We start from the raw sequence: 26132 nt of genomic DNA on the forward strand, positions 1-26132 counted from the left end.
TATGATTGAATTGATGATATTATTTTTTATTCGGTTTTAAGACTGTTGATTGGGTTTGTAATAGCGGCTTTAATTGTTTGAAAACTTAAAGTGAGAACAGCAATCAATAAGGTAATTATTCCCGTCAGAGCAAAAACCCACCAATTTAGCTGAATTCTGAAAGCAAAATCTCGTAACCAACTACTCATAAACCACCAAGCAATTGGTGTTGCGATTAAAAAGGCAAATACGATTAATTTTATAAAATCTTTAGATAATATTTTCACTATAATCGTTGTAGAAGCTCCTAAAACTTTACGTATTCCAATTTCTTTAGTACGTTGTTCCGCTATATAGGTAGCTAATCCAAATAGCCCCAGTGCGGCAATAATAACAGCTAGAACTGTAAAAATTAAAGCAATGGTTCCTATTCTTTTTTCTTGTCTATACATATTTAGAAAGGAATCATCTAAAAAACTATATGTAAATGATATTTCTGGAGAAGCTGCTTCATATTTTTTTTGAATTTTACTAATGAAACCTTCTACATCCGTTGTGTTAAATCGATATGCGGTTCTCCAACTGTTATCACCTAATCTTAGGCTTAAAGGACCGACATCTTGTCGTAAGGATTCAAAATTGAAATTTTTTACTACTCCGATGATGGTGTAGATTGTTTTTTCGTTATTCTCCATTGACTTGTACAGTTTCTTACCGATTGGGTTTTTAAACCCTGTTAATGCAACTGCTTTTTCATTTAGTATAATAGCGGTAGAGTCTGTTCCAAAAGAGCGAGAAAAATTTCTTCCTGCCATAATTTCCATTCCCATGGTTTCTATATATTCATAATCAGCTCTCCAATATTGCATATTAAAACCGTTTTCTGCAGTGGCCACAATTTCTGTACTAAAAGTTGTATCGGATCTGGCGGATTTAGATACAGGAATGTACCCTGCGAAGGACGCGGATTTTATTTCTGTAAGTTGTGTAATCTCTGATTTTAATGATTTTCTAGTTTCATCAGGTAAATTAGAATTTTCTACAATCAATACTTGATCTTTATTAAATCCAACATCAGTAGTTTGAATATGTTTGAGTTGTTGATAAACTACAATAGTCCCAATGATGAGAACAATAGATGTAGTAAATTGAAAAATAACTAAGAAATTTCTTAAGGTATTTTTATTCATTCCTTTTGCTAAATTTCCTTTTAATACAGTTATCGGTTGGAATTTAGAAAGGAAAAAAGCTGGGTATATACCTGCTAAGGGCCCTACAACAAAAGGTAGTAATATTAGAAAAATTAAAAATTGAGGCTGTAATAAAGCTTTTATCGAAATTTCTTTTCCTGCTATATTATTAAACCAGTCTAAAGAAATGAATACAAATAAAATAGCAATACTATGTGCTATTACCACAACCAAAGTGGACTCACTTAAGAACTGAAAAATTAATGATTTTTTCTCTGTTCCTAATACTTTACGAATACCTACTTCTTTGGCTCTACCAGATGATCTTGCTGTAGTAAGATTCATAAAATTTGTACAAGCAATAAGTAATATAAATAGGGCAACAGCAGAAAAAATGTATACATATTTAATAGAACCATTAGCACTGAGTTCTATACTTTGTGATGAATGTAAATGAATGTCTTTAAGCGGAACTAAGGAGTATTCAATTTTGTTACCAGAAGCTTCAATGTCCTCCATACTTTTAACTTCCATGTATTGAGACATCTGAGGTAATAAATATTTTGCTACAACTTCTTTAAAATTGGTAGTAAACTCTTTATAATCTGTACCTTCTTTAAGGACTATATAGGTATGAAAATTATGACTTAAATAATTTCCAAAATCATAATTTACATTAGCCATTGAAATTAAAAAATCAAGATGGAAATGAGAATTCTTAGGCATGTCTTTTATAACAGCCGTAACTTTAAATAAAGTTTTACCATTACTATTGACCTCTAAAATTTCTCCCATTGCTTGATCCACACTACCAAAATATTTGATAGCAGCTTTTTCTGAAATGACAATAGTATTAGGGTCTTGTAATGCTGTTTTTGGATTTCCTTTTAAAGCAGGAAATGTAAAAACATTAAAAAAAGTAGAGTCTACATAAGCAACTGAAAATTCTTCTATAAGTTCTGTTCCTTTTCGGATTAATCTTGATCCTTCAGAAGCATATATTCTAGTATATTCTTCTACTTCTGGATAATCTTTTTTTAATGTCGCTCCCATTGGGTCCGAACTTACTGCCATATGAATTTCAGTACCGCCAAAGAGTATGTCAGAGTTGATCCTATAAATGTGATCTGCCTTTTTATGAAATTGATCAAAGCTTAATTCGTCCGTTACGAATAAAGCTATAAGGATGAAACAACCAATTCCTAAAGAAAGTCCAATTGTATTAATAGTAGTTATCCCTTTATTTTTAATAAGGTTTCTCCAAGCTATTTTAAGATAATTTCTGATCACGATTTTAGTTTTTGTATTGATTGCTGAATTTGATATTTATATAGTGAAGATAGTGCCAAAAAATTAAATAATTGATTTTCAGCTACTTGTGTGTGAATTAAAAAAAATAAGTGTTCGATTTTGATACACTTTTTGTTCAAAATCGAACACCTTAAAACTTATCTATTCAGGTGGTAAGGAAGCAGTAGAGGTAACTGATTCATTTTTAAAAGATTGAATATTATCCGTGCTAACTAATATAAAAATTGCATATAAACTAGCGATAAAAAATAGTTACTAGTTTATATGCAAAATTCTTAAGCTAATTTTTTAAAATTAAAAAAGCTATTGATATAATAGAATAGACTCCTTTATTCAGTTTTTAAACTGTTTACAGGATTTGCAATTGCAGCTTTAAAGGCCTGGAAGCTTACAGTAGCAAGGGCGATTATGATAGCAACAAATCCAGCAACCACAAAAACTAACCAGTTTATTTCTATTCGATAAGCATATTCTTGTAACCAATTGCTCATTACTAACCATGCTAATGGTGCCGCTAGTAAAATAGAGATACACACTAGTTTTAAGAAATCTTTGGAGAGTAGTTTTACAATACCTGTTACACTAGCACCTAAGACTTTTCTTACTCCGATTTCTTTGCTTCGTTGTTCTGCAGTATAAGCGGCCAGACCAAAAAGACCAAGGCAAGAGATTAATATGGCTAGTAAAGCAAAGAGTTGTGATAATTCACCTATCAATTGTTCATTTTTGAATTTAGCATCGAATTCTTTATCAACAAATGTATATGCGAATGGAAATGCGGGATTATGTTTTTTCATAACAGTTTCGATACCAGATAAAGCTTGGTTAATGGGAACTCTTGCTTTTGTTTTAATATACAGGTAACGCGCATAGTTTGGATTGTTCATGAATAATACAGGATCACTAGTGTCATACATATCTCCGTAAAGATAATCCTTCACAACTCCTATAATTTCATAAGAATCTTCACCACGACTGATCCTACTACCAATAACGTTTTCAGAACCCATTAGCTTTGCTAATGATTGAGAAATCATAACATTTGTACTATCTGCATCCACATTTTTACTAAAACCTCTTCCTGCTAGGATTTCCATACCCATGGTGTCAAAAAAACTTTGAGTAATATTTCTAAATGATAGTAACACTTGTTGAGTATCTGTGCTGCTTCCTTTCCAGGTAAAACCAGAACCATTATTACCTCCGGATAAGATTTGTGAATTACATAGTGCTATGTTTTTTACAAAACCTGATTGAATTAAATCTTGTTGAATTACAGAAAATTTGTCAATGATTTCATCATTAATTCTCATAGAAATCAATTGATCTTTATCATAACCAAGTTCTCTGTTTTTAGCGAATTGAATTTGTTGATATACTAGAATAGTACAAATAATAAATACGATAGAAATTGTAAATTGTCCTACCACCAATCCTTTTCTTATAAAAGAGGCAGAACCGCTAGTGGATTTGATTCCTTTTAAAACTTCTACAGGTTTAAAAGAAGATAAATAGAATGCAGGGTATATTCCGGCCAATAAACCACAAATAAGAGTTATTATAAACAATATTCCAATATGTGCTGGATTTAATAAGTTAAGTGTTAAGTCTTTTTCTATTAAAAGATTAAATTGCGGTAATATTAAAAATATTAAAAGAATACTTAGGACAGAAGCAAAAGTTGCCATCATAAGTGCTTCGGTAATAAACTGAACTATTAATCGATAGCGACTTGATCCTATTGCTTTCCTTACTCCAACTTCATTGGCTCTTTTTTCACTCCTAGCTGTTGATAAATTCATAAAATTAATACAAGCTATCAGTAATATAATTAACGCAATTAGAGAGAAAAGACGAACATATGTAATTTTGCCTCCAACTTTTACTCCTTCTTCAAATTTAGACTTCAAATGCCAATCTTTTATGGTATGTAAAAAAGCATATGTGTTACTATTCGGGTTTTTTAGAGGTAATATTTCTCGAACTTTCTTGTCTACTTCACTAAAATCAGCTTCCGGTGATAACTCAACAAAAGTATCGGAAAAATTACTTCCATACTCAGTCATCCAAGTTGCGCCATCCCTATATCTTTCAAAAGGAGCAACCCAGTCAAAAGGAAATGTAACATTTTTCGGTAAGTTCTCGATAACACCGGTGATTAGATAGTTATCTTTATTATTTACTTTGATTGTTTTTCCTAATACCTTTTTACTTTCACCAAAAAGTTGTTCTGCCGTTTCTTGCGTGAGTACAATAGCTTCAGGATTATTGAAAGCATCTTTTCTAGTACCTTCAATAAACTTCAGGCTAAAAATTTCTAAAAAATCTGCATCAGCATAGCGTCCAGTTCTGTTTATAGAGTTATCTCCAAAACTAAAAGTTCGTTCTTCACTACTAGATCTTGTAGCTTTTATTATACCCGGAATTTCGTCTTTCATTACTTGTGCTAAAGGTCCTGGTGTAGAATAAAATGTACGCCAACCTCCTTCATAACTTTGATTTGTTGGTAAATAGTAGATCTGATCCTGATTGGCAAAGGAGTCATTGAAACTTATTTCATCTTCTATCCATAGAAAAATAAGACTAGCACAGGTGATTCCTATGGCTAAACCAAAAATATTTAGAAAACTGTATCCTTTGTTCTTTAGTAGACTACGGAAAGCTATTTTTATATAATTAAAAATCATAATAGTTCGTTTTTTTGATGATTGATTTTTATTCTGTTTTGAGACTTTTTACAGGGTTTTGTATAGCAGCTTTAACTGTCTTGATACTTATAGTGGCTAAGGCAATAAACACGGTAATGCTTCCCCCAGTTAGAAAAATCCAAAATGTAAGATTTATATGGTACGTATAATTCTGAAGCCATTGAGAAGAGAAATACCAGGCAATAGGAGTTGCTATAATAAAAGCAATGAACACAAGTTTTAAAAAGTCAGCGGATAACATCATTGTGATCTTTGAAACACTTGCACCTACTACTTTTCGAATTCCAATTTCCTTTCTACGTTGCGCAACAACTTGAAGAGAAATAGAAAATAAACCAATGCAACTCAGAATTATCGCAAGTAAAGAACCGCTTCCAATCATGGCGATCATGGTGCGTTCTTTGTGTAGCGTACGTTCTATATTTTCATCTAGAAAAGACCCTAGAAATTCTGCATTAGGTTCTACGGATTCCCATGCAGTTTTTACATTGATAAAAGATTGTTCTAGATTATCTGGTGCTACTTTTACATAAACGTTTCTTAAATTCCAATTTGGTAAGGCAAAAAGCGTCATTGGTGCAATAGTTCTATCTAGTTCCTGAAAATTAAAATCTTTTATAACTCCTACTACAGAAAAGGCCACAGAATCTTCCAAGATAATTTTGGTATTTAAAATTTCTTTTTCATTTAATTGCTTTGCCATTGATTCATTAATAATAACCGAAAGGCTGTCACTGGCTAAGTTTTTTCTAAAAGAACGCCCTTCGATAAGATTGAGATCTAAAGTCTCAACATAATCTTTGTCTACCACTAACATATGGGTGTTCACACCACGACCTTTGTATTCAAAACCCATAAAACTGGTAGAACGATTCCCATCTTTACCAAAGCCCAAAATATTATTGGAGGCGGTAATACTCATAATAGTAGTTTTATCTTCGAGGGCGTCTCTAAGTAATTGGATTGCTTGTTGATCATTACGTTTCCCATTAAGAGGAAAAGCGATAACCTGATCTTTATTAAAACCTAAGTCTTTGGTTCGCATAAATTCTACCTGATTCCAGAGTACAAGTGTTCCACTGATAAGTAGAATCGTAATTCCAAACTGAAATATTATCAAACCATTGCGAAGGAAATTTTTTCCGTTTTTTTCTATTTTTCCTTTTAGACTTTGTAAAGTACCTAGACGACTCATTAATAAAGAGGGATAGCCTCCTGAAATGATAGTTATAATCGTCAAACTAAGAATCAGTCCTAGTAAAGCAGAAGGACTAAATATGGTTTCGAAAGAAGCTTTAGTTTTAAACAATGTCTGAAAAGGTTGTAGTAACAAAGAAGCAGTTAAAATGCCCAAACCGGTAGCAGTTAAAAATATTAAAATACTTTCACCCCAAAATTGAAAAAATAATTGAAGTTTATTTGCTCCTAGAGTTTTGCGCATCCCAATTTCCTTTAATCTTTGAGCACTTTTTGCAATGCTCATATTTATAAAATTAAAGCACGCAATACATACAATAAGAATGGCTATACCGAATACTAAATAGGGCATAGTACGATTTATGATAGCCTTACCTTGACTAAAATTAGCAAACGGGATGTCTGATACAGGTAATAGTCTGATTTGTTTATAGACTCCGCCAATATTAGGTTGTGCACCATCTCGCTTAGCATTGTCAATTTCATCTCTATAGTGTAGTTGGGTGAAATCTGTGGTGCTTTTTTCCAGTTGGTCAGGTGTCATTTCTTTAGAAAGCTGCATATAAACTTCATGATTCTTCATATCCCATCGTCCTATGTTTCTGGCATAAGCATGTTTTGGTTGACTTTTAAAATTAAGTGCTATATCAAAACCCATTGAGCTTGTATTAGGGAAATCTTTAGCAATAGCAGTAATCGTAAACGGAACTTCCTTTTCATCTCTTAATATGGAAACAGTCTCACCAATAGGATTTTGGCTTCCGAAAATTCGTTTTGCAGCTTTTTCAGTAATGACGATTGAGGACCCCGAAGTTATAGGATTTTGGGTATTTCCCTTTATAATTGGAAAACTGAACATGGTGAAAAAATCAGGATCTACATAAGATGCGTGCATGTTTAGTTGTTTATCACGGTAACTTACTAAAATGCCAGAACCTCGATGACGTGTTATTTTTTCGACTCCCGCTATTTCATTTTTAAATGCTGCAGCAAAAGGTTCTGGATTAGAAAGATTCGCTTTAAACCCATTTGGAGTGCTATCTTCCGAATAGATTTGATAGAGGTATTGTGCTTGTTCATGAAAACGATCAAAAGAGAGTTGGAATACCGCATACATTGTAAGTAATATAGCAACACTAAAAGCAGCAGTAAGTCCAATAATATTTAGAGATGTAAAGATGCGATCTTTCCAGAGGTTACGAAAAGCTATTTTAAAATAATTCCTAATCATGATTGTTCGTTTTTTGATTGATGATCTATTCAGTTCTTAATGAGTTTACTGGATTAGCGTTTGCAGCCTGAAAGGTTTTAATACCTATAACTAACAATGCAAACAGCATCATTAAACATCCACTTATTAAAAAAATCCAAAAACTGATATTGGTTCTGTATGCAAAATCTTGTAACCAATTATGAATTCCATACCAAGCAATTGGTACTGCAACCATAAAAGCAATACCTACTAGAATTAAAAATTCTTTACATAACAATGTATTTATTTGTAATAATGATGCACCTAAAACTTTACGTACACCTATTTCTTTAACACGTCTATTAGTAGTGTAGATAACTAACCCGAGAAGACCTAAACAACTGATAAGAATTGATAAGCCTGTTGCCCAATTCAATAATTTTGAAACTTTTTGTTCTCTTTTATAAAATTTTTCTACAGTTTCATCCATAAAATTGACACGATAGTCTTCTATATCTGTATACACTTCTCCATAAGCAGATTCTATTTTGGATAAGGTAGATTGTAAATCGTCGGGATTAGCGTTTTGGAAAGCAATATGTATGGCTTGAAATCTACTAAAAACATCTCTGTCCCAATCACCTCGTAATGCCATAGGACGAATTTCTGATTTTAATGAACGTTGATGGAAATCGGTCATAACGCCTACAATAGGAACTGTATAATCTCCGAAGTCAATACTTTTACCGATGGCTTCTTCCGGTGTTTTGAAACCATAAACTTTTCTTGCTGCCTCATTAATAACTATTTCTTTGATAGTATCATTTCTATGAGCTCTACCAGCCAATAATTCTAATTCAAAAAGTTCTGGATAATCGATGTCCCCAAAAATGAATTGTAAATCGGATTGAATTTCTCTTTCTTTAGTTTTATAGGTAGTAGTCGTTGTATTGGAAGATAAAGAAGCTGGTGGAGCACCTCCTAAGCTTAATTGCTTGATTTGTGGGATACTTTGTAGCTTTTGTAAGTATTGTTTCTTTTTATCTAATTGTCTTTCTCCTCTAGGACTATATACAGATACGACAGCATCTGTTTTAAACCCCATATCTTTATTTAATAAAAAGTTAATTTGTTTACCAACCAATAAAGTTCCTATGATAAAAACTTGAGCAATTGTAAATTGAAAAACAGTAAGAAATTTTCGAAGACTATTTTTTCTTTCCCCTACAGCTATGTTACTTTTTAGTACGGTGATAGTATTGAATTTTGATAATACTAGTGCAGGATAAAACCCTGATAATATCGTAATTGTTATAATTAGTACTAGTATACTTATAATAATTATTGGATTGCTGAATAATTGGAAATCAATATCTTCAGATATAAAATCAGAAAAAAGAGTAAGTAACCATTTTGATAGTATTAATGATAGTATAGCAGAAAATAAGACTAATAAAAAAGTTTCTCCTAAGAATTGGCCAATTAGTTGTTTTCTGGAGCTTCCTAATGTTTTTCTAATTCCAATTTCTTTTGCGCGTCTTGTTGCCTGAGCAGTATTGAGGTTTATAAAATTAATACATCCAAGTAATAATAGAAACAATGCTACGAGTGCTAGGTTTCTTAATAAAGGTTTACTTGCCTGCCCTTGTTCCCAATCATAAATGCCATAGTTTTTATTAAAATGAATATCGTTAAGAGGTTGTAATTTAAACTCTTTAGATTGCCCGTGATTGCGAGAGTATTCATCTAAATGCTCGTTAGCTAAAGCATTAAATTTTTCTTGTATTTTTTGGAAGTTAACTTGTTTATTTACTTTGACAAATAATTGAGAATTAGAATCAGTAGAATTCCAGTTTTTGTCTAGGAAGTTTCCTCTTAATCTTGTTTTTAGTAGGGTTGGGCCAGAGATGAATTCTTCAAAAACAAAATCTGTTTGTTCCTTAAAAGGTTCTACGATTGCTGTAACTGTAATATTTAAAGAATCGTTGTAAACCAATGTTTTTCCAATAATTTCATTGGGTAATAAGTCAGGAAAATAATCAGTAGCTCTTTTGGTTGTTAGAATAACATTATTAGGGTTTGATAATGCAGTCGCTCGATTTCCTGCAAGAAAATTGTATTGAAAAAGATCAAAATAATCCGGATCAGTAAAAATCACATGTTTGGGCCATTTTAATTTTATGTTTTTTTCTTTATTTTGAACACTAGCTGGTCTTTCAATATAGAAACCACTTACTATTTCAAAATTTGAATTATCTTTTATAGCATCCTCTAATGCTACCGTGACACCTGAGTTGTAAAATGTTCCTTCTGGACTGTGAAAGTCAGAAACTACTCTATAGATTTGGTCGCCGTCTTTATGAAATTTGTCAAAATTATAATCATAATAGACCATAAGACCAATAATGAAAGAAACACTTAAACCTATAGTAAGACCAATTATATTAATTAAAGAAAAGACTTTTTGCTTTCTTATATTCCTCCAAGCTATTTTAAAATAATTCCTGATCATAACAGTTCATTTTTTGATTGATGATTTATTCTGTTCTTAATGATTTTACTGGGTTTGATAGGGAAGCTTTTACCGCATGAAAGCTAACAGTTAATATAGCTATTAGGATAGCAGAACCTCCTGATAAAAGGAACATCCACCATTGTATGTCAATCCTAAATGCGAAGTCTTGTAACCAATTATACATTACATACCAAGCAATAGGAGAAGCAATTGCAAAAGCGATCATCACAAGTTTTAAGAAATCTTTAGACAAAAGGTTTACAATTTCTGATACCGAAGCTCCGATTACTTTTCTAATACCAATTTCTCGTCTTCTTTGTAATGTACTATACGCGGCAAGTCCAAGTAGTCCTAAACAGGAAATTAATATTGCTAAACTAGCGAAGTATAGAAATAGATTACCAAATCGCTCTTCATTTTCATATTGTTCATTGAATGAATCATCTAAAAAGAAATAATCGAATGGTTGTTCAGGTAAAAAAGATTCCCATAGCTTCTCAATTTCTGCAATAGTTTGTTTCATATTATTCGATGCTAGTTTCACCGAGATCAAATCATTTCTATTTGTCTCCATTCTCATGGTAAGAGGACCAATATTATCATGAAGAGAATTAAAATGAAAATTTTTAACAACACCGATTACTTGACCTTCACGACCCCATTGTTTAAATTTGGCACCAATGGCATTTTTTGGATTACTATACCCTAATAGTTTGACAGCTTCTTCATTAATAATCATTGCTTTTGTAGAATCAGAAGCAAAATCTTTAGAAAACGCTCGTCCGGCCAGTATTTCAAGATCAAATTGTGGTATATAATCGTGATCAACAAAATAGAGGTCTAAATTTGCTATTTGTAAGTCACCTGCTTTATTTTCTATTTCAGAATATGCAGAGGAATTTCCTCCTCCGGGAACACTAGATCCTAGACTTGTAAATTTTACTCCAGGAATATTATCGATTGCGTTTTTTAATGATAATTGCGATGTAGAAGATTCTGCTTCAAGAATTAGTAAGCGATCTTTATTGAATCCTAATTCCTGATTGCGCATATATTCCATTTGGTTATAGATAATAATGGTACCAGTTATTAGTATGATTGAAATTGTAAATTGTACAATTACTAAACTTTTTCTAAGAAGAACACCTTTACCACCAGTAGAGAAATTACCTTTTAAAACCTGTATAGGTTTAAAAGACGACAATACTATAGAAGGATAGATTCCTGCAAAAATTCCTATGGCTAGAGAAATACCAAATAGTTTAAAAATATTGGAATAATTAGAAAATAGACCATCACTGATTACTTTTCCTGCAATTTCATTAAAAAATGGTAGGATAATAATGATTAGTAACGTTGTTATAAAAAATGCTATTAAACAGGTTATTATGGATTCTCCAATAAATTGTAATGATAATTGTTGCTTTTCTGCGCCCATTACTTTTCTAATACCTACTTCTTTTGCTCTTTCTACAGAACGAGCTGTTGTAAGGTTAATGAAATTGATGGATGCAATAAGAAGAATAAAAATTGCTATAATAGAGAATATATAAACATTCGTCATACTACCACCTCCAGTTCCACCTCGAGTAGATTCCAGATATAAACTTTTTAGAGGTTCTAGGTTTAATGTAACAAACATTTTACTTTGTTTCATAAACTCTCCACTATGTTTCTCTAAGAATGCAGGAAATTTGGCAGTAAGTTGATCCGTATTTGTATTTGGATTGACTAAAATGTAAGCTGCCGCATCATAGCTACCCCATCTAGTATCTAGTTCCTTGTCTAAATGTTGCGTAAATGTTGTTAATGATAATATTATATCTGCTTGAATATGAGAATTTTCTGGAAAATCTTTCATAACTCCAGTTACAGTGGAATTGAACCCTTCTTCGGTTATTTTCAAGGATTTACCAATAGGGTTTTGATCCCCAAAGTATTTTTTTGCGGTAGTTTCTGATAATACAATACTAAATTGTTTTTTCAATACTTCCTTTGGATTCCCTTGTAATAATTCGAAATCAAAAACAGAGAAAAAGCTGGAGTCTACAGCAATGGCATTTGTTTCCTTAAATTTTAGATCACCTTTGCGAACAATCATATTTAAATCATTGATCCGTACTGCAGAAGTTATTTCAGGAAAATCCTTTTCTAAATTTGGTGGAACTGCCCAAGCTGTTATATTAGCTTCTATATTATCAGAAGGTGTTTTGATATCTGCAACGACGCGATAGATATTATCCATTTTATTATGGAAATTATCATAACTTAATTCGAAACTAACATATAATAACATAAGAAAACTAGCAGTCATTCCTATGGATAATCCTGTAATATTGATAAATGTAAAACCTCTTCTTCTCCAAAGGTTTCTCCAAGCTATTTTAAAATAATTCCTGATCATGATTGTTAGTTTACTGTTCGTTTTTTGATTTGTCTAAAGTGTACAGATTGATTGATTTTATTTATTCTGTTCGCAATGAATCGACCGGATTGGCAGTCACTGATTTTATTGCTTGAATGCTGATAGTTATGATTGTTATAATAAGTGCTCCAAAACCAGCTATAACAAATGTATTCCAAGAAATTTCTGTACGATAAGAGAATTTTTGTAACCATTGACTCATAAAGTAATATGCAATTGGAGCAGCAATAAAGAGCGCAATAACTACCAACGTTACAAAATCTTTAGAAAGTAACATCCATAGGTTACCTAGAGAAGCGCCAAGGATTTTTCTTACTCCAATTTCTTTAGTGCGCTGTTCGGCTACAAAAGAAGCCAAACCAAATAAACCTAGAAGACTTATAAAGATAGCTAAGATTGTAAATACTTTAGCCAAACCGGCAATTCGCTCTTCAGCTCTAAATTTTTTAGCATATTCCTGATCTACAAATTGATAATCAAAAGGGAGGTTTGGGAAATTCTTTTTAAAGATTTCTTCAATTAATCCCAAGCTGCTACTAATACTCATTGAAGGATTTAGGCGCACATTGTAATAACTAACGTTATTATCGTTGTCAAATACGTACATAGCTTGTTTTACAGAACTATAAGGTGATTGTACAATCATATCTTTTATAACTCCAATAATTTGCAATGGAGGCTCTGGATCTTCTGTGTCAGAATCTCTAATATATTTTCCAATAGGGTCCTTTAATCCCATATATTTAACGGCAGTTTCATTAAGAATTACGGCATTAGAATCTGTTGCAAATTCTCTAGAAAAACCTCTACCGGCTATTAATTCTATATTGAGTGTTTTAGTAAATTCATATGATACTGAAGTGTACGCAAGATCTTCCTGAAACCCTTCAGGTTTTCCTTCCCAGGTATATCCTCCACGATTTGACCAAACTGCAGTAGTAGGACTGCTGGTGGTCGCCATTTCTTTAACAGCTCCAGATGCTATAAATTGATTACGTATAATATCTGCTTTACCTATAAACTCTGGACTGAATGTTGGAATTTGTACCAATCCTTGTTTGCTATAACCCGCAGGTCTGTTCTTACTGAATTCTATTTGATTCATCACTATGAGTGTCCCTATGATAAGAGCAATAGAAACTGTAAACTGCGTAACCACTAATATTTTTCTTGGTAATGCTGCGAAACGTCCTGCTTTAAATGTACCTTTTAATACTGAAACTGGATTGAAAGATGATAAGTACAAAGCTGGGTAGCTACCTGATAAGAAGGAAGTAATAAGGATAAAGATTAAAGAAATACTCCAAAATTGGATACTACTCCAAGGAAAGACAATTTCTTTACTGGCTAGGTTGTTAAAACTGCTTAAGAAGATTAATACCATAATAATGGCTAATACATAAGAAAAGACAACAACTAAAAATGATTCACTTAAAAATTGAAAAATAAGCTGCCCTCTTTTAGAACCAATAGATTTTCTAATACCAACTTCGGTAGCTCGTTTCTCGGAACGTGCTGTACTTAGATTGACAAAATTTATACAGGCAAGTAATAAAACAAATAGTCCTATGATTCCAAAAAGCCAAACATTTTCTATACGTCCATTTTTACGCACACCATCTACAAAATTAGAGCGTAGGTGCCAATCATCCATTGGTAATAACATTAACTGTGGATTGAATCTGGATTCATCTTCTGCTACTTTTTTCTTTGCATCTTTTATAACAGAAGTTACAGCTTCCATTGTTGTGTTTTTGTTAATCTGAACAAATAGTTGAAAAGAATTATTACCCCAAGAATCCTTAGCATTATCTATCCAAGGCTGCATTTTAGTGTAGAATTTCCAAGGACTTATATAATGCATATCTTCAAAAGAATTATTGATAGGGACATCTTCATATACAGCAGTAACGACCATATCCGTTTCGTTCTGTAGCTTGATTATTTTACCAATAGGATTTTCTTCATTAAATAATGCTTTAGCAGTAGATTGTGATAGCATTATCGAATTATTGTCCTTTAATCCTTGTCTTACACCTTGTAAAATGTTTAGATCTAAGATTTCAGGACCTCCTTCTTGCATGAAATTACCTGATCGAGATATACTGGTTTCTCCATAACGTAAATAAGAAGTGTTTGTCCATGAAGACATTACCAAATGTTCAAAATGATCATTGTAATTTTCACGTAATTCAAATTCCAAAGGCCTTGGAATTGCTGGTCCTGTTCCAGTTTTTCCATTAAATGTTTGACTTTGAAATATCTGAGCAATAGTGGATTTGTTATTAAAGTAATTATTATAGTTCAGTTCATCTGTAACCCAAAGACCAATCATAATAGTTACTGCCATACCAATGGCTAATCCAGAAATATTGATCAAGGAATATATTCTGTTTTTAAGGAGATTTCTAAATGCTATTTTGATATAATTCTTAAACATAATTACCGATTTACTGTTCGTTTTTTTGATGATTTGATGATGATGACCTCTATACTAATACGTTTTCTGTAACCTTTTGTCCGTCTAGCATTCTGATGATTCGATGACTATATTTAGCATCATGTTCACTGTGCGTAACCATAATAATCGTAGTCCCAGCTTCGTTTAATTCGATTAATAAGTCCATTACTTCATTACCGTTAGTACTATCTAAATTTCCTGTAGGTTCATCTGCTAGAATAAGTTTTGGATTGTTTACAACAGCTCTGGCTACAGCTACACGTTGTTGTTGTCCACCAGATAACTGCTGTGGAAAATGATTACGTCGATGCATGATTTGCATTTTTTCTAAAACTTCTTCCACACGTTTTTTACGTTCTGCAGGTTTAACACCAGTATAGATTAGTGGAAGTTCTACATTTTCAAAAACTGTAAGTTCATCAATTAGATTAAAGCTTTGAAAAACAAAACCTACATTATGTTTACGTAGATCTGAACGTTTACGTTCATTATATCCCGCTACTTCTTCTCCATTAAATTTGAAACTACCTGCATCTGGATCATCCAATAATCCTAAAATATTAAGCAGGGTAGATTTACCACATCCTGATGGTCCCATAATGGCAACAAATTCGCCTTCTTTTACATTAAACGATAATTTGTTTAAAGCTATGGTCTGTACTTCTTCAGTTCTGTAAAACTTTTCTAAGTCCGTAATTTGTATCATTTTATTCTTTTTTTTAATTGACTTTTTTTACTTTAAAATTAATTCTTCTGTATCTCCAAAGCTATCATAGCTTGACGTTACCACTTTATCTCCAGGTAGTAACCCTTCAATAATCTCATAATATTCTGTGTTTTGACTACCTAGGCGTACAGCTACTTTATATGCAGAGTTTCCATTTTCACTTATTTTATATACCCAGTTACCACCTGTTTTTTGAAAAAAACCACCTTTAGGAATCAAAAGCGCTTGTTTTTCTGCACTAAGTGCTACTCGGATTTGTAGGTTTTGACCTCTTCTAATTCCTTCAGGAATATTGTTTTCAAATTGCATATCTACTTGAAAACGTCCATTATTAACCTGAGTAAATACTTTCTTAATGATTAACGTATATGTTTCATTATTAAAAGTAAAGGTCCCTTTTTGACCATTATAAATTCTTGAAATATAATGTTCATCAATATCCACTCTAACTTTAAATCCGCTCAATACATCGATTTGCCCTAATCGTTCTCCTTTATTTTTTGATTGTCCAATTTCTGCATCTAATGATGTTAATTGGCCATCTACAGGAGCACGAACTACAAGGTCTCCAACTTTTTTTCGCATTAGCTCTAAGGCACTTTGGGTTCTGGCGTATGAACTTCTCGCTTGGCTAAGCTCTTGTTTAGTAGCTGAAGAATCCTGAGTTAAAACTTGTTTCGCTAATTGCATACGTTGTTTTTGGTACTTAAAGTCATTTGCTGAAGACTCATATTCTTGACGACCTACGGCACCTTTATCGTATAGTTTTTTGTTTAATTCATATACTCGTTTAGATTCTATCAAATTATTTTCGACATCTGTAAATTGGTTGCGGCGATTAATAGTGTTTTGTCTAGCAGCATTTTGCGAAATTTGCATTTGAGTCAATAAGTTATATACTGATGTTTCTTGATTGATAAGACTTAACTCTAAATCAGTATTAGATAACCTTAGAATAGGCTCACCTTTTTTCATAATTGCACCATCTTCTACATATTTTTCTTCTACTCTTCCACCTTCTAGGGCATCTAAATAAATGGTAGTAATTGGTAAGACGATTCCATTTACAGGTATGTTTTCTTGAAACACATCTTTTTTAATAGTACTGATAGCAATACGTTCTTTTTCTACATTTAATTTAGAGCCTCCCATTGATTGTGAGAATACAAAGATTAGAAGTGCTATTATTAGTAAACCACCTATCACCATTGCTATACGTGATTTTGAAAATTTCTTTTTTTGAATTGGAACGTCCATGTCTGGTCTTTTGGTTATTGATGCTAATTAGTTGATTTTGTTTTCGAATTGGAAGATGGATTTCCAAACATCTTTTATAGTTAGTAAGCTTATTATTGATATTGGAATTGATTTACTCATTTTATCTAGTTATGGGTTATAATCTTATTTGTGTTCATCTCTTACATAGTCAAGACAGTGCCAAAAAAATAAAATACTGATTATCAGTGTTTAATGATTTTTTGTAAAAATAAAAGTGTACGGTTTCGATACACTTTCTGTTCGGAAATAGTACATTTAAGAATCTTTAATATTTTATTTTTCTATTTTTTCTATGCTGCAGATAATATTGTAATATTGTATCAATGGTATTAAAAGAAGCTACAATTTTAGTTATTGATGACGATGTAGATGTACTGACTGCATTACGTCTTTTATTTAAGCCTTTGGTAAAAGAGGTTATTATAGAAAAGAATCCAAGTAATATTGGAGCACAAATAGATAAAAAGAATTTCGATATTATTATACTTGACATGAACTTTAATGGTTTGGTCAATACAGGAAATGAGGGTATTTTTTGGTTGAATGAAATCAAAAAAATAAAACCAAAAACAGATGTAGTTTTAATTACTGCGTATGCAGATATCGATTTAGCGATTAGAGCATTAAAGGAAGGGGCTTCTGACTTTTTGGTAAAACCCTGGAAAAATGAAAAGATAACAAATACCATTAGCTCCTTATTAAAAGCTAGAAAGTCTAATGCCTCAGACAAAAAATCATCACAGTTAGGTACCAGTGCTATTATAGGAGAAAGTGAAGCAATTAAAGATGTTTTCTTAAAACTGAAAAAAGTAGCACCAACTGATGCGAATGTCTTAATTTTAGGAGAAAATGGAACTGGAAAAGATTTAATTGCAAAAGCTTTACACGACAATTCTAATAGAAAGGACAAACCATTTGTTAAGGTAGATGTAGGTGCATTAACCTCTTCATTATTTGAAAGTGAACTTTTTGGGTATAAAAAAGGAGCGTTTACAGATGCTAAAGAAGATAGAGTAGGTCGATTTGAGGCTGCTAATGGAGGAACACTTTTTTTAGATGAGATTGGTAATATTACTTTAGGGCAACAAGTACGTTTGTTAACTGTACTGCAAAATAGATTAGTTACTCCTTTAGGATCTAATGAAGCGATATCAATAGATATTAGACTAATTTGTGCAACCAATATTGAACCCAAAGTTTTAGCAGATGAACAAAAATTTAGAAAGGATTTAATTTACAGAATCAATACAGTAGATATTGTAATGCCACCATTACGAGATAGAGGAACTGATATTACTTTATTGGCCAAACATTTTATATCTGTGTATGCCGATAAATATAATAAAAGTCAATTTTTATTGGATTCTGGATTTATTTCTAAACTAAAAAAACACGATTTTCCAGGTAATGTTAGAGAACTACAATATGTTTTGGAGCGAGCTGTAATTATGGCTGATAGTACTTCATTAAAGCCAGAAGATTTAGTATTCTCTTCTATAGAAAGACAAACTAGTAAAGCTTCTACAACAACTATGAATTTAGATAGTTTGGAAAAAAATGCAATTCTTACTGTTTTAGAAAAAAATAAAGGAAATGTTTCAAAATCTGCAAAAGAGTTAGGAATTACTAGGGCAGCATTATACAGAAGGCTAGATAAATATGAACTATAACGGGTACATTATAAGATTATTTTTTAGAATTCTAATATTGGTTGCTCTAATATTAGGTTTGGTATATTCAATAGATAATGAATATACGAGTAGTATTACTATAATTAGCTTCGGTATTTTATATTTTTTATATTCTACATACAGTTTTGTCAAACGACGTTTTGTTGTTATGGATGATTTTTTTGAAGCTGTGAAATATCGAGATTTCTCTAGATGGTTTCCAGAAGATAGAGGACCAAAAGATATTAGGTTTCTGTACAAGGGTTTTAATGAAGTTAATCGAACCATTAAAGAAATTAATTCTAAGAATGAAGCACAATATGTATATCTACAGAAGATTTTAGAAATGGTAGATATAGGGATTATTGCGTATAATCTCGAAACGGGGGATGTATTGTGGTCCAATGACTCTTTTAGAGAAACATTAGATGTTCCTTCTTTTAAGAATATTCGTTTTGTAGAAGGAAGAAAACCAGATTTATATGATGCTATTTTCGAAACATATCATAAGGAACCTAATTCGATTTCTATTGCGGTTCAAAACGAAAAAATTAAGGTATTGATCTCTGATACTGTATTTCAGGTAAAAGAAGATCCATTTAAACTTATTGTTTTACAGAACATTGATGATACGTTAAATAGAAATGAATCTGAAGCTTGGAAAAAATTATTGAGTGTTATGACTCATGAAATCATGAATTCTATAGCGCCAATTTCGTCTTTAGCTGATACGTTACAGTCTCATTTGCAGCTTACACTTGATAACCCAAAAGATTATCCATTAGAAATAGAGGATTTAAACTCTGGTATAAAAACTATTAAAAATAGGAGTGAAGGTCTTTTGAAATTTGCCAAAACATATAGAAGTCTTAGTAAAGTAACACATTTAAATCTTGATAGGAAGAAAATAACTGAGCTTTTTGAAACAATACAATTGTTGATGCAGCCATCTTTGGATGTCAAAAATATTAATATTGATTTTAAAGTAACTCCTCCAAAAATAGAATTAGATATTGATAGCTACCTTATAGAACAGGTATTGATCAACCTTATTCTTAATGCAGTAGATGCATGTAAACATAGATCAGATCCACAAATAAGAGTAATCGCAGAGCAAAAACCGAATAGAAACATAGTTATTAAAGTATATGATAATGGTTCTGGAATTCCTCAAGATATTATGGATAGTATTTTTATTCCTTTTTTTACCAGTAAATCCACGGGTAGTGGTATAGGACTTAGTTTATGTAAACAAATAATGTTACTTCATAAAGGTAAAATTTTGGTTAATAGTAGAGAAGAGGAAGGAACTGTGTTTACCTTAGTGTTCTAGATACTAGTAAGAAATCTTTACATCAAATTTTATAGTTATGAGTATACCTAGCTAGCATCTTGATATTCTGGACAATCTAATCGTATTTCTGTGTTTAATAGTTTGGTTTCTAGTAGATTGCAATAATGGCGATTATTTTCGTTATTATAAAACTTACAATTAAAACAACTTCTTTGTACAGTTAAAATACCAGATCTGTTAAGTTGATATATCAGTTTACTTAGCGTTATATAAAAAGAGTCTTTATCATTAGGGTCAATTTTATTTAGTTGCTGTCGAATTGGGTTTGTGAAATCTTCAGTCTCCTTTACAATTTCTTTTCCTTTGGCAGATACCAATAAGGAATAACTTCTGCTATCTGCAGACGAGAAATCTTTTATTAAGAGTTCTTTATTGACTAAGACTCGTACAGCGTCACTAATTGTAGGTTTAGTAACATTAAATTCTTTAGCTAGATAACTTACTTTACAAAATTCATCTCTATGGTATGTGATAAAAATAAGGATCTGTATTTGAATAGGACTTAGTTTTAATATTTTAGCGTGCTCCCATAACAGTACTTTAAAAACTTCTGATATCCTGCTAAGTCCTCCAATTATTTTAGAATTTAAATCCATTCCCTATGTACTATTTGTTTGCTAAGTTAGGTATCCTTACCGAATTTTTTGATGAGATCATTTAAATTAGAAGATATATTATCATATGGTATGTGACCAAATCTATTATATAAAACCTCATGTTGATCATTAAAAATAAGTATTGAAGGTGTTCCTCGCAATTGATTTAGTGTAAATGTTACGGAAATCCTATTCAGATTTTTTAAATAGTTAATGACCTTATTTTTTAGAGTGTTTTTTTCGAAAGTTGACCATATATTATAATCAGGATGGATAGAACAAATATGAATAGCCGCTTTTTCTAGATCAAATGATTTGTCTGCTATAGTATCCATAGCAATCGGAAAGTCAATTGATTCGGTATATTCAGATAAACCTTGCTTTTCGAATACTGTTTTTGTTTCACCAACTAACTGTTCATTAAAAATTAATTTTTTAGTATTCTCTAAATTATTAAATTCATAATCTTCAAATGCAGTAGAGATACCCAAAAATGATACATCTTGGTTATATTTAGAGTATAACTTGTTTACTAGAGGGATTCCGTGTAGGAAACATCCAGGGCAGTTAACTTGAAAAATAAAAAGGAAGTTCAATGTATTGATATTGAACTTACCTTTTAATTCTTTTTCATAGTGTAATGCTAATTTTGGCATCTAGTTACAATTTTCTATTTCTATTATTGAATATCCTTTTTCTGTAATTTCTTGTACTACGATATCCGGTGCAACATCAATATGACAAAAGTTACATTCTTTAGCAGTAAGCTCTTTTGTTATAAATTCTTTTGTCTTTAGGTAGTTTTTACCGAAATCAAATATTTTATCTTCATTATTAAAATTACTTGGTACTAAGATATCAAAGTGCATTATTTTTCCATCTGATCTGTTTACATAAGTGTCCCAAACTGATACTTTCATATTTACGGTTTTAAAAAATTATTTAGATGTCACTTTATATGGAAGAGATAAATCTTCACTAGCTATGCTAAAGACATTATAGAGGCCTAGCATAGGTTTGTTTTCTAAACTAGTATTTACTTGCATGTATGCAGTAACTCCGTCATAGTTGAAAGATGTAATACCATTCATTCTGCTTGCTGGCACGATTACTTTTATGGTATTATTAGAATTGATAACCTGAAAACCAGGAGAATCCATATACATTGGCATTCCTGGGTTTGTTGGAGGTAAAATTACAGTTTTGTCATCTTTTTTAAATTGCTTTACTGCTAAACCACCAGAGACTCTTTTGTCTTGTACTAATATAACCCAGTGTGGATGCCATATAACTCCATCATTATTATATATTAAATCCATGTTTTCATCCCAAAGAGGTGTATCATCAAAATCAGGGTGAGAAGTTAAGGCCAATGCAACTATTCCTTCTGTCATATTAAAACCAACGTCAGTTGATTTTAGATTTGTTGGAAATACATAACCAAGAACAGGTGCTCCATCAAGCTCTCCAATAGGAGTAGGGACGGTTTTTCCCGCAGACCCCTTAACTTCTATATTCCAAATGTTTACATGTAAAGCTTGATCATGTATAACTTCGACATTTAATATTTTGAAATCATCATTGTAGTAAGTACTATCTTGTCCGCAAGCTATAGTAATAGTAGTTAGTATAATAAGCGCAAATAGGTAAATTATTTTATTTGTCATTGTTATTTGTTTTTTAGTTAAAAAATAATTAGAGGATTCTTATCATTAGGTAAATAGGAATCCTAACTATTTAAAATGAACTTTTTATTTTAAATCTGATATAGCTGCGCCAAAATTTATATGTAAAACATTACCATTAGGCCTAACCAATGCAGGTACTGAAACTACTCCAGAGTTTTCTGCTTCGGATATTTTTGATTTTTGTTCTCCAATATTAATAATAGTTACATTTTCTGAACCTACTAGTTTTACGATATCGTGTTCGGCACTTACACAAACAGTACATCCTGCGTGATAAAAAATTGACTTATTCATTTTTTAAATTTATTTATTAATGCAATATTGCGATACAAATATAGTAAGGATTCCTAATTAAAAAAAATAAAATTCTGATTCAACTAAAATTTAAGATAGTTTACATCCTTCAAGTCTGTTGAAAACTAAAGGAAATATTACTAAATTAAAAAGATGGGTCTTAATAATAAACTTTGGAAAGTATAGAGGAGGACGAAAAGAATGGAAGTCTTCTTACTTCCCGATACAATATCTAACAAATATTATAAACACTATGGTAGTGGGCGTTATGTAGTACATTTTTGGTGGTTTTAAGTTGAATATTAATTGTTAAAAACTAATTTTCTATTAAATGTATAAAATTTTCACTTCGATTTTAGTTCCATAAAACGTTAATTAACGAAACTATTAAAAAAGACGGAAAATGAGACTTCTATAGTTAAATCATCTACTTTCATATATGTTGTTGCATAAAACGACCGTTTTGTTTAACTAGTAGTAGATAAGTTATTTTAAACATTGAAAAGATTGTTATTCTATAATCTCCTAGAGTTCAAATACCTCTTTCTCCGCCGAGTGAGTGTCAAAACTTACTAAAATTTTGTAAACAAAATGTTTACAGCGTTTTTCATTTTATTTAGTTTCATTTAAACTCAATTGTTATCAAACAAGAAGGGGCACTGACCGTGGTGAAAAGCTATTTATCTGACCCTAAACGAACTTTACTTAGCATTACATATAACCTTTTCCGTTTTGTAACCTCCTAGTAGTAAAAGTGAATTCTCCTAACTTCATTTACGATTGTAACTTAAGTTAATAACAAAGTTCTTGTTGTATTATAATTTTGCATTTAACTATGTTCCAACGAACGATAAAATTCTAATTCATCTTAAAAAACAAAACAACTTGAAAAAAATAATCTATTTCTAAAATTTATTACCATAAAAGCTCATGACTAAAATAATTCTTTCTTTAATTTTTCTATTATCAATTTCAAATGTCTTTGCACAAGCAGATTCAATACCTAAAAAAAACAGTTTAGAATTTTCAACTGGTTACATTAACGGCTATTTAAAAAATTTATCATTTGCTCCTGTTGCACGCTATGATTACAATGCACTAAACTATCAATTGAAATATACACGTATTACTAAAAGAGATAAGCTATTTGAAGTACAATTAGATTATTTAAATTCTGAATTAGAAACCAATATAATCCCAGAGCCTAATCCTCAATATTCAAAAATTGTACTGAATGTTTCTTCATTGAAACAGGTTTATAACAAGGAAAGGCTTAAAATACACTTAGGCTTGCAGACCCAATCAAACGTATCTTCTTTTTACGATTGGGAACAATATGATTTTCAACAAAAACTGGGAATAGTTGGTCGGTTTACTTTTCAGATAGATGACAAACAATCATTATCATCTAAATTAACAATTCCATCGGTTATGTGGAGAACCTCCACATTTGAAGAGAAATTTTATTCGTTAGGAAAATATCAAAGTATTTTATGGAGTACTGACTATTCATATAAACTTTCTAATCATTTTGATGTAAAAGCAAGCTATAATTTTAATTACGATAGGCTTCAAATATCTAATGCTTTCAGAGAATTACAACATCAAATTAACTTAGGAATTAACTATAAATTTTAATAATGAAACATCTAAAAATAGTAGCCTATATTTTATTCACTTTAGTGATAACATCTTGTACAGATACTTTAATGGGTGATGAAGGAAAACTAGACGAAGACATTTATCTAAATTACCAAACTGTAACAGACTTAGAATTGCCTTTTGAAGACGAATGGTTTGTGGTTAATGGTGGAAAAACGCATTTTGAAGGTGCTCATCATTTTACTAGTCGCGGTGGAGGTGAACGATATGCAATTGATTTTCTAATCGTACAGGATACAATATTACCTGATGGGACCGTAAGAAAGAAGAATTATTCAGGAGATTGGAGGCAAAATGAAAACCATTTTTGTTTTGGCAAACGTTTAAATGCGCCAGCTGATGGAAAAATAATAGAAGTTGTAAATACGATTGATGATAATCAAGTTGGTACTACTAATAATAATCAACCTGGTGGTAATTATATTATTATAGACCATTTAAACGGCGAAACATCAATATTGGCACACTTAAAAAAAGGATCCATTATAGTTACCCAAGGTGAAACTGTAGTTAAAGGTCAAGAATTGGGGCAGGCTGGGAATAGCGGTTCTTCAGATAGGCCGCACTTACATTATCAATTAGAAGGAACATCAGGTCAATTAAGAGGATTAGGACTTCCTGCTCAATTTTTGAATTATTATGAAGATGATATAATTGTAGAACGAGGAGAGCCAGTAAGCGGACAAGAAGTTAGAAAGAATTAAAAGAAGGACTCAAGCAAGACTAGGTGACAGGAATGAATCTTTATCATATTTCAGGGCGAGACATTTGAATAAAACCATAAAAAAAATGAAGTATATACAAATAACTGTTTTTTACTTTCTTGTAATATTTTTATTATTAGGATGTCGAAAATCTGTAAAAAAAGTAGTCGATAAAGAATCTGAAAATACAGGTTCTTACTTTTTAGTTGAAGAATGGCCCAAGTTATCCAAAAATCATGTTTTAGGTCTTCCATCTGGACTAGGAATTGATTCAAATAATAATATTCTAGTTTTTCATAGAGCAAATAGGGTATGGGAAGAGACGTTCCCAGAAGATAAAATTCAAGAAAACACTATTTTAACTCTAGATAAACAAACTGGTGAAGTATTAAAAAGTTGGGGAGCGAATTTATTTATTATGCCACATGGTTTAGAAATTGATAAAGAAAACAATATCTGGGTTACAGATGTTGGCTTACACCAAGTTTTTAAATTTAATTCAGAAGGAGAGCTACTTTTAACATTAGGAGAGGCTAGAGTTCATGGTGATGACTCTTCACATTTTAATCTTCCTACAGATATAGCTGTATCAGACGATGGTTCATTTTATGTGAGTGATGGATACTATAACAGAAGAATAGTTAAATTCTCTAAAGACGGAACATATTTATTTGAATGGGGCAAACATGGAAATAAAAGAGGAGAGTTTATTGTCCCACATGGAATTGATTTAGATAATTTGGGTAACGTATATGTAGCTGACCGTGAGAATAATAGAATTCAAAAATTTGATGCCGAGGGAAATTTTATTACGGATTGGAATAATAATGACACAGGAATGTTATTATCTGTAGTGATAGACAATAAGAACGATTATTTGTTTGCAATAGATTTAATGATTCAAAATGACACAATTCCCAAAGGTTCAGATATTTTTCGTTTTGATTTAAACACTAATCTGCAAATGCAATTCGGTAGGACAGGATTCTACGATAATTCAACTTCTATGTATCACGATATTATAACTGATGATGAAGGAAATATTTACGTCGCAGATGGTTCGGATAATACCATTAAAAAATTTCGAATAAAGAAAAGTGAATAAAAAAGCGTACAACGAAGACGTGTATAATTAATTAAATGATTCTAGCCTAGGTGTGAAAATTTCCGCAGATTTTATA

At 31.4% G+C, this 26132-nt stretch carries 18 protein-coding genes; 5 read left to right on the forward strand and 13 right to left on the reverse strand.

Annotation, left to right across the window (positions count from 1 at the left end; genetic code table 11):
* Positions 1 to 26 precede the first annotated feature (26 nt).
* The 8 genes from BMY33_RS12995 to BMY33_RS13030 all read right to left on the reverse strand — a co-directional run bounded on the left by BMY33_RS12995 (position 27) and on the right by BMY33_RS13030 (position 16962).
* Positions 27 to 2459, reverse strand: coding sequence for an ABC transporter permease (locus BMY33_RS12995; protein WP_091409176.1), 2433 nt, complete (start codon positions 2457 to 2459; stop codon positions 27 to 29).
* 350 nt (positions 2460 to 2809) lie between these two features.
* Positions 2810 to 5167 carry an ABC transporter permease gene (locus BMY33_RS13000; RefSeq protein ID WP_091409178.1) on the reverse strand — a complete coding sequence of 786 codons (2358 nt, stop codon included), beginning with the start codon at positions 5165 to 5167 and terminating at the stop codon, positions 2810 to 2812.
* 28 nt (positions 5168 to 5195) lie between these two features.
* Positions 5196 to 7616 (reverse strand): ABC transporter permease, encoded by a 2421-nt coding sequence (locus BMY33_RS13005; RefSeq protein ID WP_091409180.1) that lies wholly within the window; start codon positions 7614 to 7616, stop codon positions 5196 to 5198.
* Positions 7617 to 7641: 25 nt separating this feature from the next.
* Positions 7642 to 10089 (reverse strand): ABC transporter permease, encoded by a 2448-nt coding sequence (locus tag BMY33_RS13010; RefSeq protein ID WP_091409183.1) that lies wholly within the window; start codon positions 10087 to 10089, stop codon positions 7642 to 7644.
* A gap of 25 nt (positions 10090 to 10114) precedes the next feature.
* Positions 10115 to 12496 (reverse strand): ABC transporter permease, encoded by a 2382-nt coding sequence (locus BMY33_RS13015; protein WP_091409185.1) that lies wholly within the window; start codon positions 12494 to 12496, stop codon positions 10115 to 10117.
* Between the two features lie 61 nt (positions 12497 to 12557).
* Positions 12558 to 14957 carry an ABC transporter permease gene (locus BMY33_RS13020; RefSeq protein ID WP_091409188.1) on the reverse strand — a complete coding sequence of 800 codons (2400 nt, stop codon included), beginning with the start codon at positions 14955 to 14957 and terminating at the stop codon, positions 12558 to 12560.
* 49 nt (positions 14958 to 15006) lie between these two features.
* The gene (locus BMY33_RS13025; RefSeq protein WP_091409190.1) at positions 15007 to 15684 is read right to left on the reverse strand and encodes an ABC transporter ATP-binding protein; all 678 of its coding nucleotides are present in this window, start codon (positions 15682 to 15684) and stop codon (positions 15007 to 15009) included.
* A gap of 27 nt (positions 15685 to 15711) precedes the next feature.
* Entirely contained in the window at positions 15712 to 16962 is a 1251-nt protein-coding gene (locus tag BMY33_RS13030) for an efflux RND transporter periplasmic adaptor subunit (protein WP_091409193.1), read from the reverse strand.
* Between the two features lie 344 nt (positions 16963 to 17306).
* On the opposite strand from BMY33_RS13030, the gene BMY33_RS13035 reads away from it, so the two are divergent.
* Positions 17307 to 18653: a sigma-54-dependent transcriptional regulator gene (locus tag BMY33_RS13035; protein ID WP_091409196.1), complete on the forward strand. Its 1347-nt coding sequence runs from the start codon at positions 17307 to 17309 to the stop codon at positions 18651 to 18653.
* On the forward strand, positions 18643 to 19986 hold the full coding sequence (locus BMY33_RS13040) for a sensor histidine kinase (protein WP_091409198.1): 1344 nt from the start codon (positions 18643 to 18645) through the stop codon (positions 19984 to 19986). The genes BMY33_RS13035 and BMY33_RS13040 overlap by 11 nt, the downstream gene beginning before the upstream one ends.
* Before the next feature lie 47 nt (positions 19987 to 20033).
* On the opposite strand, the gene BMY33_RS13045 is transcribed toward BMY33_RS13040, so the two are convergent.
* The 5 genes from BMY33_RS13045 to BMY33_RS13065 all read right to left on the reverse strand — a co-directional run bounded on the left by BMY33_RS13045 (position 20034) and on the right by BMY33_RS13065 (position 22585).
* Positions 20034 to 20603 carry a MarR family winged helix-turn-helix transcriptional regulator gene (locus BMY33_RS13045; protein ID WP_091409201.1) on the reverse strand — a complete coding sequence of 190 codons (570 nt, stop codon included), beginning with the start codon at positions 20601 to 20603 and terminating at the stop codon, positions 20034 to 20036.
* Between the two features lie 26 nt (positions 20604 to 20629).
* Positions 20630 to 21259, reverse strand: a complete 630-nt coding sequence (locus BMY33_RS13050) for a hypothetical protein (protein WP_091409204.1) — start codon at positions 21257 to 21259, stop codon at positions 20630 to 20632.
* The gene (locus BMY33_RS13055; RefSeq protein WP_091409207.1) at positions 21260 to 21523 is read right to left on the reverse strand and encodes a DUF2024 family protein; all 264 of its coding nucleotides are present in this window, start codon (positions 21521 to 21523) and stop codon (positions 21260 to 21262) included.
* Between the two features lie 18 nt (positions 21524 to 21541).
* Complete coding sequence (locus tag BMY33_RS13060; RefSeq protein ID WP_091409208.1) at positions 21542 to 22270, reverse strand: hypothetical protein; 729 nt, start codon at positions 22268 to 22270, stop codon at positions 21542 to 21544.
* A gap of 84 nt (positions 22271 to 22354) precedes the next feature.
* On the reverse strand, positions 22355 to 22585 hold the full coding sequence (locus BMY33_RS13065; protein ID WP_091409211.1) for a thioredoxin family protein: 231 nt from the start codon (positions 22583 to 22585) through the stop codon (positions 22355 to 22357).
* 930 nt (positions 22586 to 23515) lie between these two features.
* Between BMY33_RS13065 and BMY33_RS13070 the strand changes: the two genes are divergently transcribed.
* The 3 genes from BMY33_RS13070 to BMY33_RS13080 all read left to right on the forward strand — a co-directional run bounded on the left by BMY33_RS13070 (position 23516) and on the right by BMY33_RS13080 (position 26056).
* Positions 23516 to 24223, forward strand: a complete 708-nt coding sequence (locus tag BMY33_RS13070; RefSeq protein ID WP_091409212.1) for a hypothetical protein — start codon at positions 23516 to 23518, stop codon at positions 24221 to 24223.
* Between the two features lie 2 nt (positions 24224 to 24225).
* Positions 24226 to 24951, forward strand: coding sequence for a M23 family metallopeptidase (locus tag BMY33_RS13075; protein ID WP_091409215.1), 726 nt, complete (start codon positions 24226 to 24228; stop codon positions 24949 to 24951).
* A gap of 85 nt (positions 24952 to 25036) precedes the next feature.
* On the forward strand, positions 25037 to 26056 hold the full coding sequence (locus BMY33_RS13080) for a peptidyl-alpha-hydroxyglycine alpha-amidating lyase family protein (RefSeq protein ID WP_091409218.1): 1020 nt from the start codon (positions 25037 to 25039) through the stop codon (positions 26054 to 26056).
* The last annotated feature ends 76 nt before the right edge of the window (positions 26057 to 26132 follow it).

The organism is Aquimarina amphilecti (genome assembly GCF_900109375.1).
Lineage (GTDB): Bacteria > Bacteroidota > Bacteroidia > Flavobacteriales > Flavobacteriaceae > Aquimarina > Aquimarina amphilecti.

What these genes read in the sequence shown, in the direction of transcription:
- BMY33_RS13065 (WP_091409211.1), bottom strand. Translation starts at nt 22,585, where the DNA reads ATGAATAAGTCAATTTTTTATCACGCAGGATGTACTGTTTGTGTAAGT.
- BMY33_RS13005 (WP_091409180.1), bottom strand. Translation starts at nt 7,616, where the DNA reads ATGATTAGGAATTATTTTAAAATAGCTTTTCGTAACCTCTGGAAAGAT.
- BMY33_RS13015 (WP_091409185.1), bottom strand. Translation starts at nt 12,496, where the DNA reads ATGATCAGGAATTATTTTAAAATAGCTTGGAGAAACCTTTGGAGAAGA.
- BMY33_RS13045 (WP_091409201.1), bottom strand. Translation starts at nt 20,603, where the DNA reads ATGGATTTAAATTCTAAAATAATTGGAGGACTTAGCAGGATATCAGAA.
- BMY33_RS13000 (WP_091409178.1), bottom strand. Translation starts at nt 5,167, where the DNA reads ATGATTTTTAATTATATAAAAATAGCTTTCCGTAGTCTACTAAAGAAC.
- BMY33_RS13080 (WP_091409218.1), top strand. Translation starts at nt 25,037, where the DNA reads ATGAAGTATATACAAATAACTGTTTTTTACTTTCTTGTAATATTTTTA.
- BMY33_RS13040 (WP_091409198.1), top strand. Translation starts at nt 18,643, where the DNA reads ATGAACTATAACGGGTACATTATAAGATTATTTTTTAGAATTCTAATA.
- BMY33_RS13030 (WP_091409193.1), bottom strand. Translation starts at nt 16,962, where the DNA reads ATGGACGTTCCAATTCAAAAAAAGAAATTTTCAAAATCACGTATAGCA.
- BMY33_RS13020 (WP_091409188.1), bottom strand. Translation starts at nt 14,957, where the DNA reads ATGTTTAAGAATTATATCAAAATAGCATTTAGAAATCTCCTTAAAAAC.
- BMY33_RS13025 (WP_091409190.1), bottom strand. Translation starts at nt 15,684, where the DNA reads ATGATACAAATTACGGACTTAGAAAAGTTTTACAGAACTGAAGAAGTA.
- BMY33_RS13060 (WP_091409208.1), bottom strand. Translation starts at nt 22,270, where the DNA reads ATGACAAATAAAATAATTTACCTATTTGCGCTTATTATACTAACTACT.
- BMY33_RS13010 (WP_091409183.1), bottom strand. Translation starts at nt 10,089, where the DNA reads ATGATCAGGAATTATTTTAAAATAGCTTGGAGGAATATAAGAAAGCAA.
- BMY33_RS13070 (WP_091409212.1), top strand. Translation starts at nt 23,516, where the DNA reads ATGACTAAAATAATTCTTTCTTTAATTTTTCTATTATCAATTTCAAAT.
- BMY33_RS13075 (WP_091409215.1), top strand. Translation starts at nt 24,226, where the DNA reads ATGAAACATCTAAAAATAGTAGCCTATATTTTATTCACTTTAGTGATA.
- BMY33_RS13055 (WP_091409207.1), bottom strand. Translation starts at nt 21,523, where the DNA reads ATGAAAGTATCAGTTTGGGACACTTATGTAAACAGATCAGATGGAAAA.
- BMY33_RS13035 (WP_091409196.1), top strand. Translation starts at nt 17,307, where the DNA reads ATGGTATTAAAAGAAGCTACAATTTTAGTTATTGATGACGATGTAGAT.
- BMY33_RS13050 (WP_091409204.1), bottom strand. Translation starts at nt 21,259, where the DNA reads ATGCCAAAATTAGCATTACACTATGAAAAAGAATTAAAAGGTAAGTTC.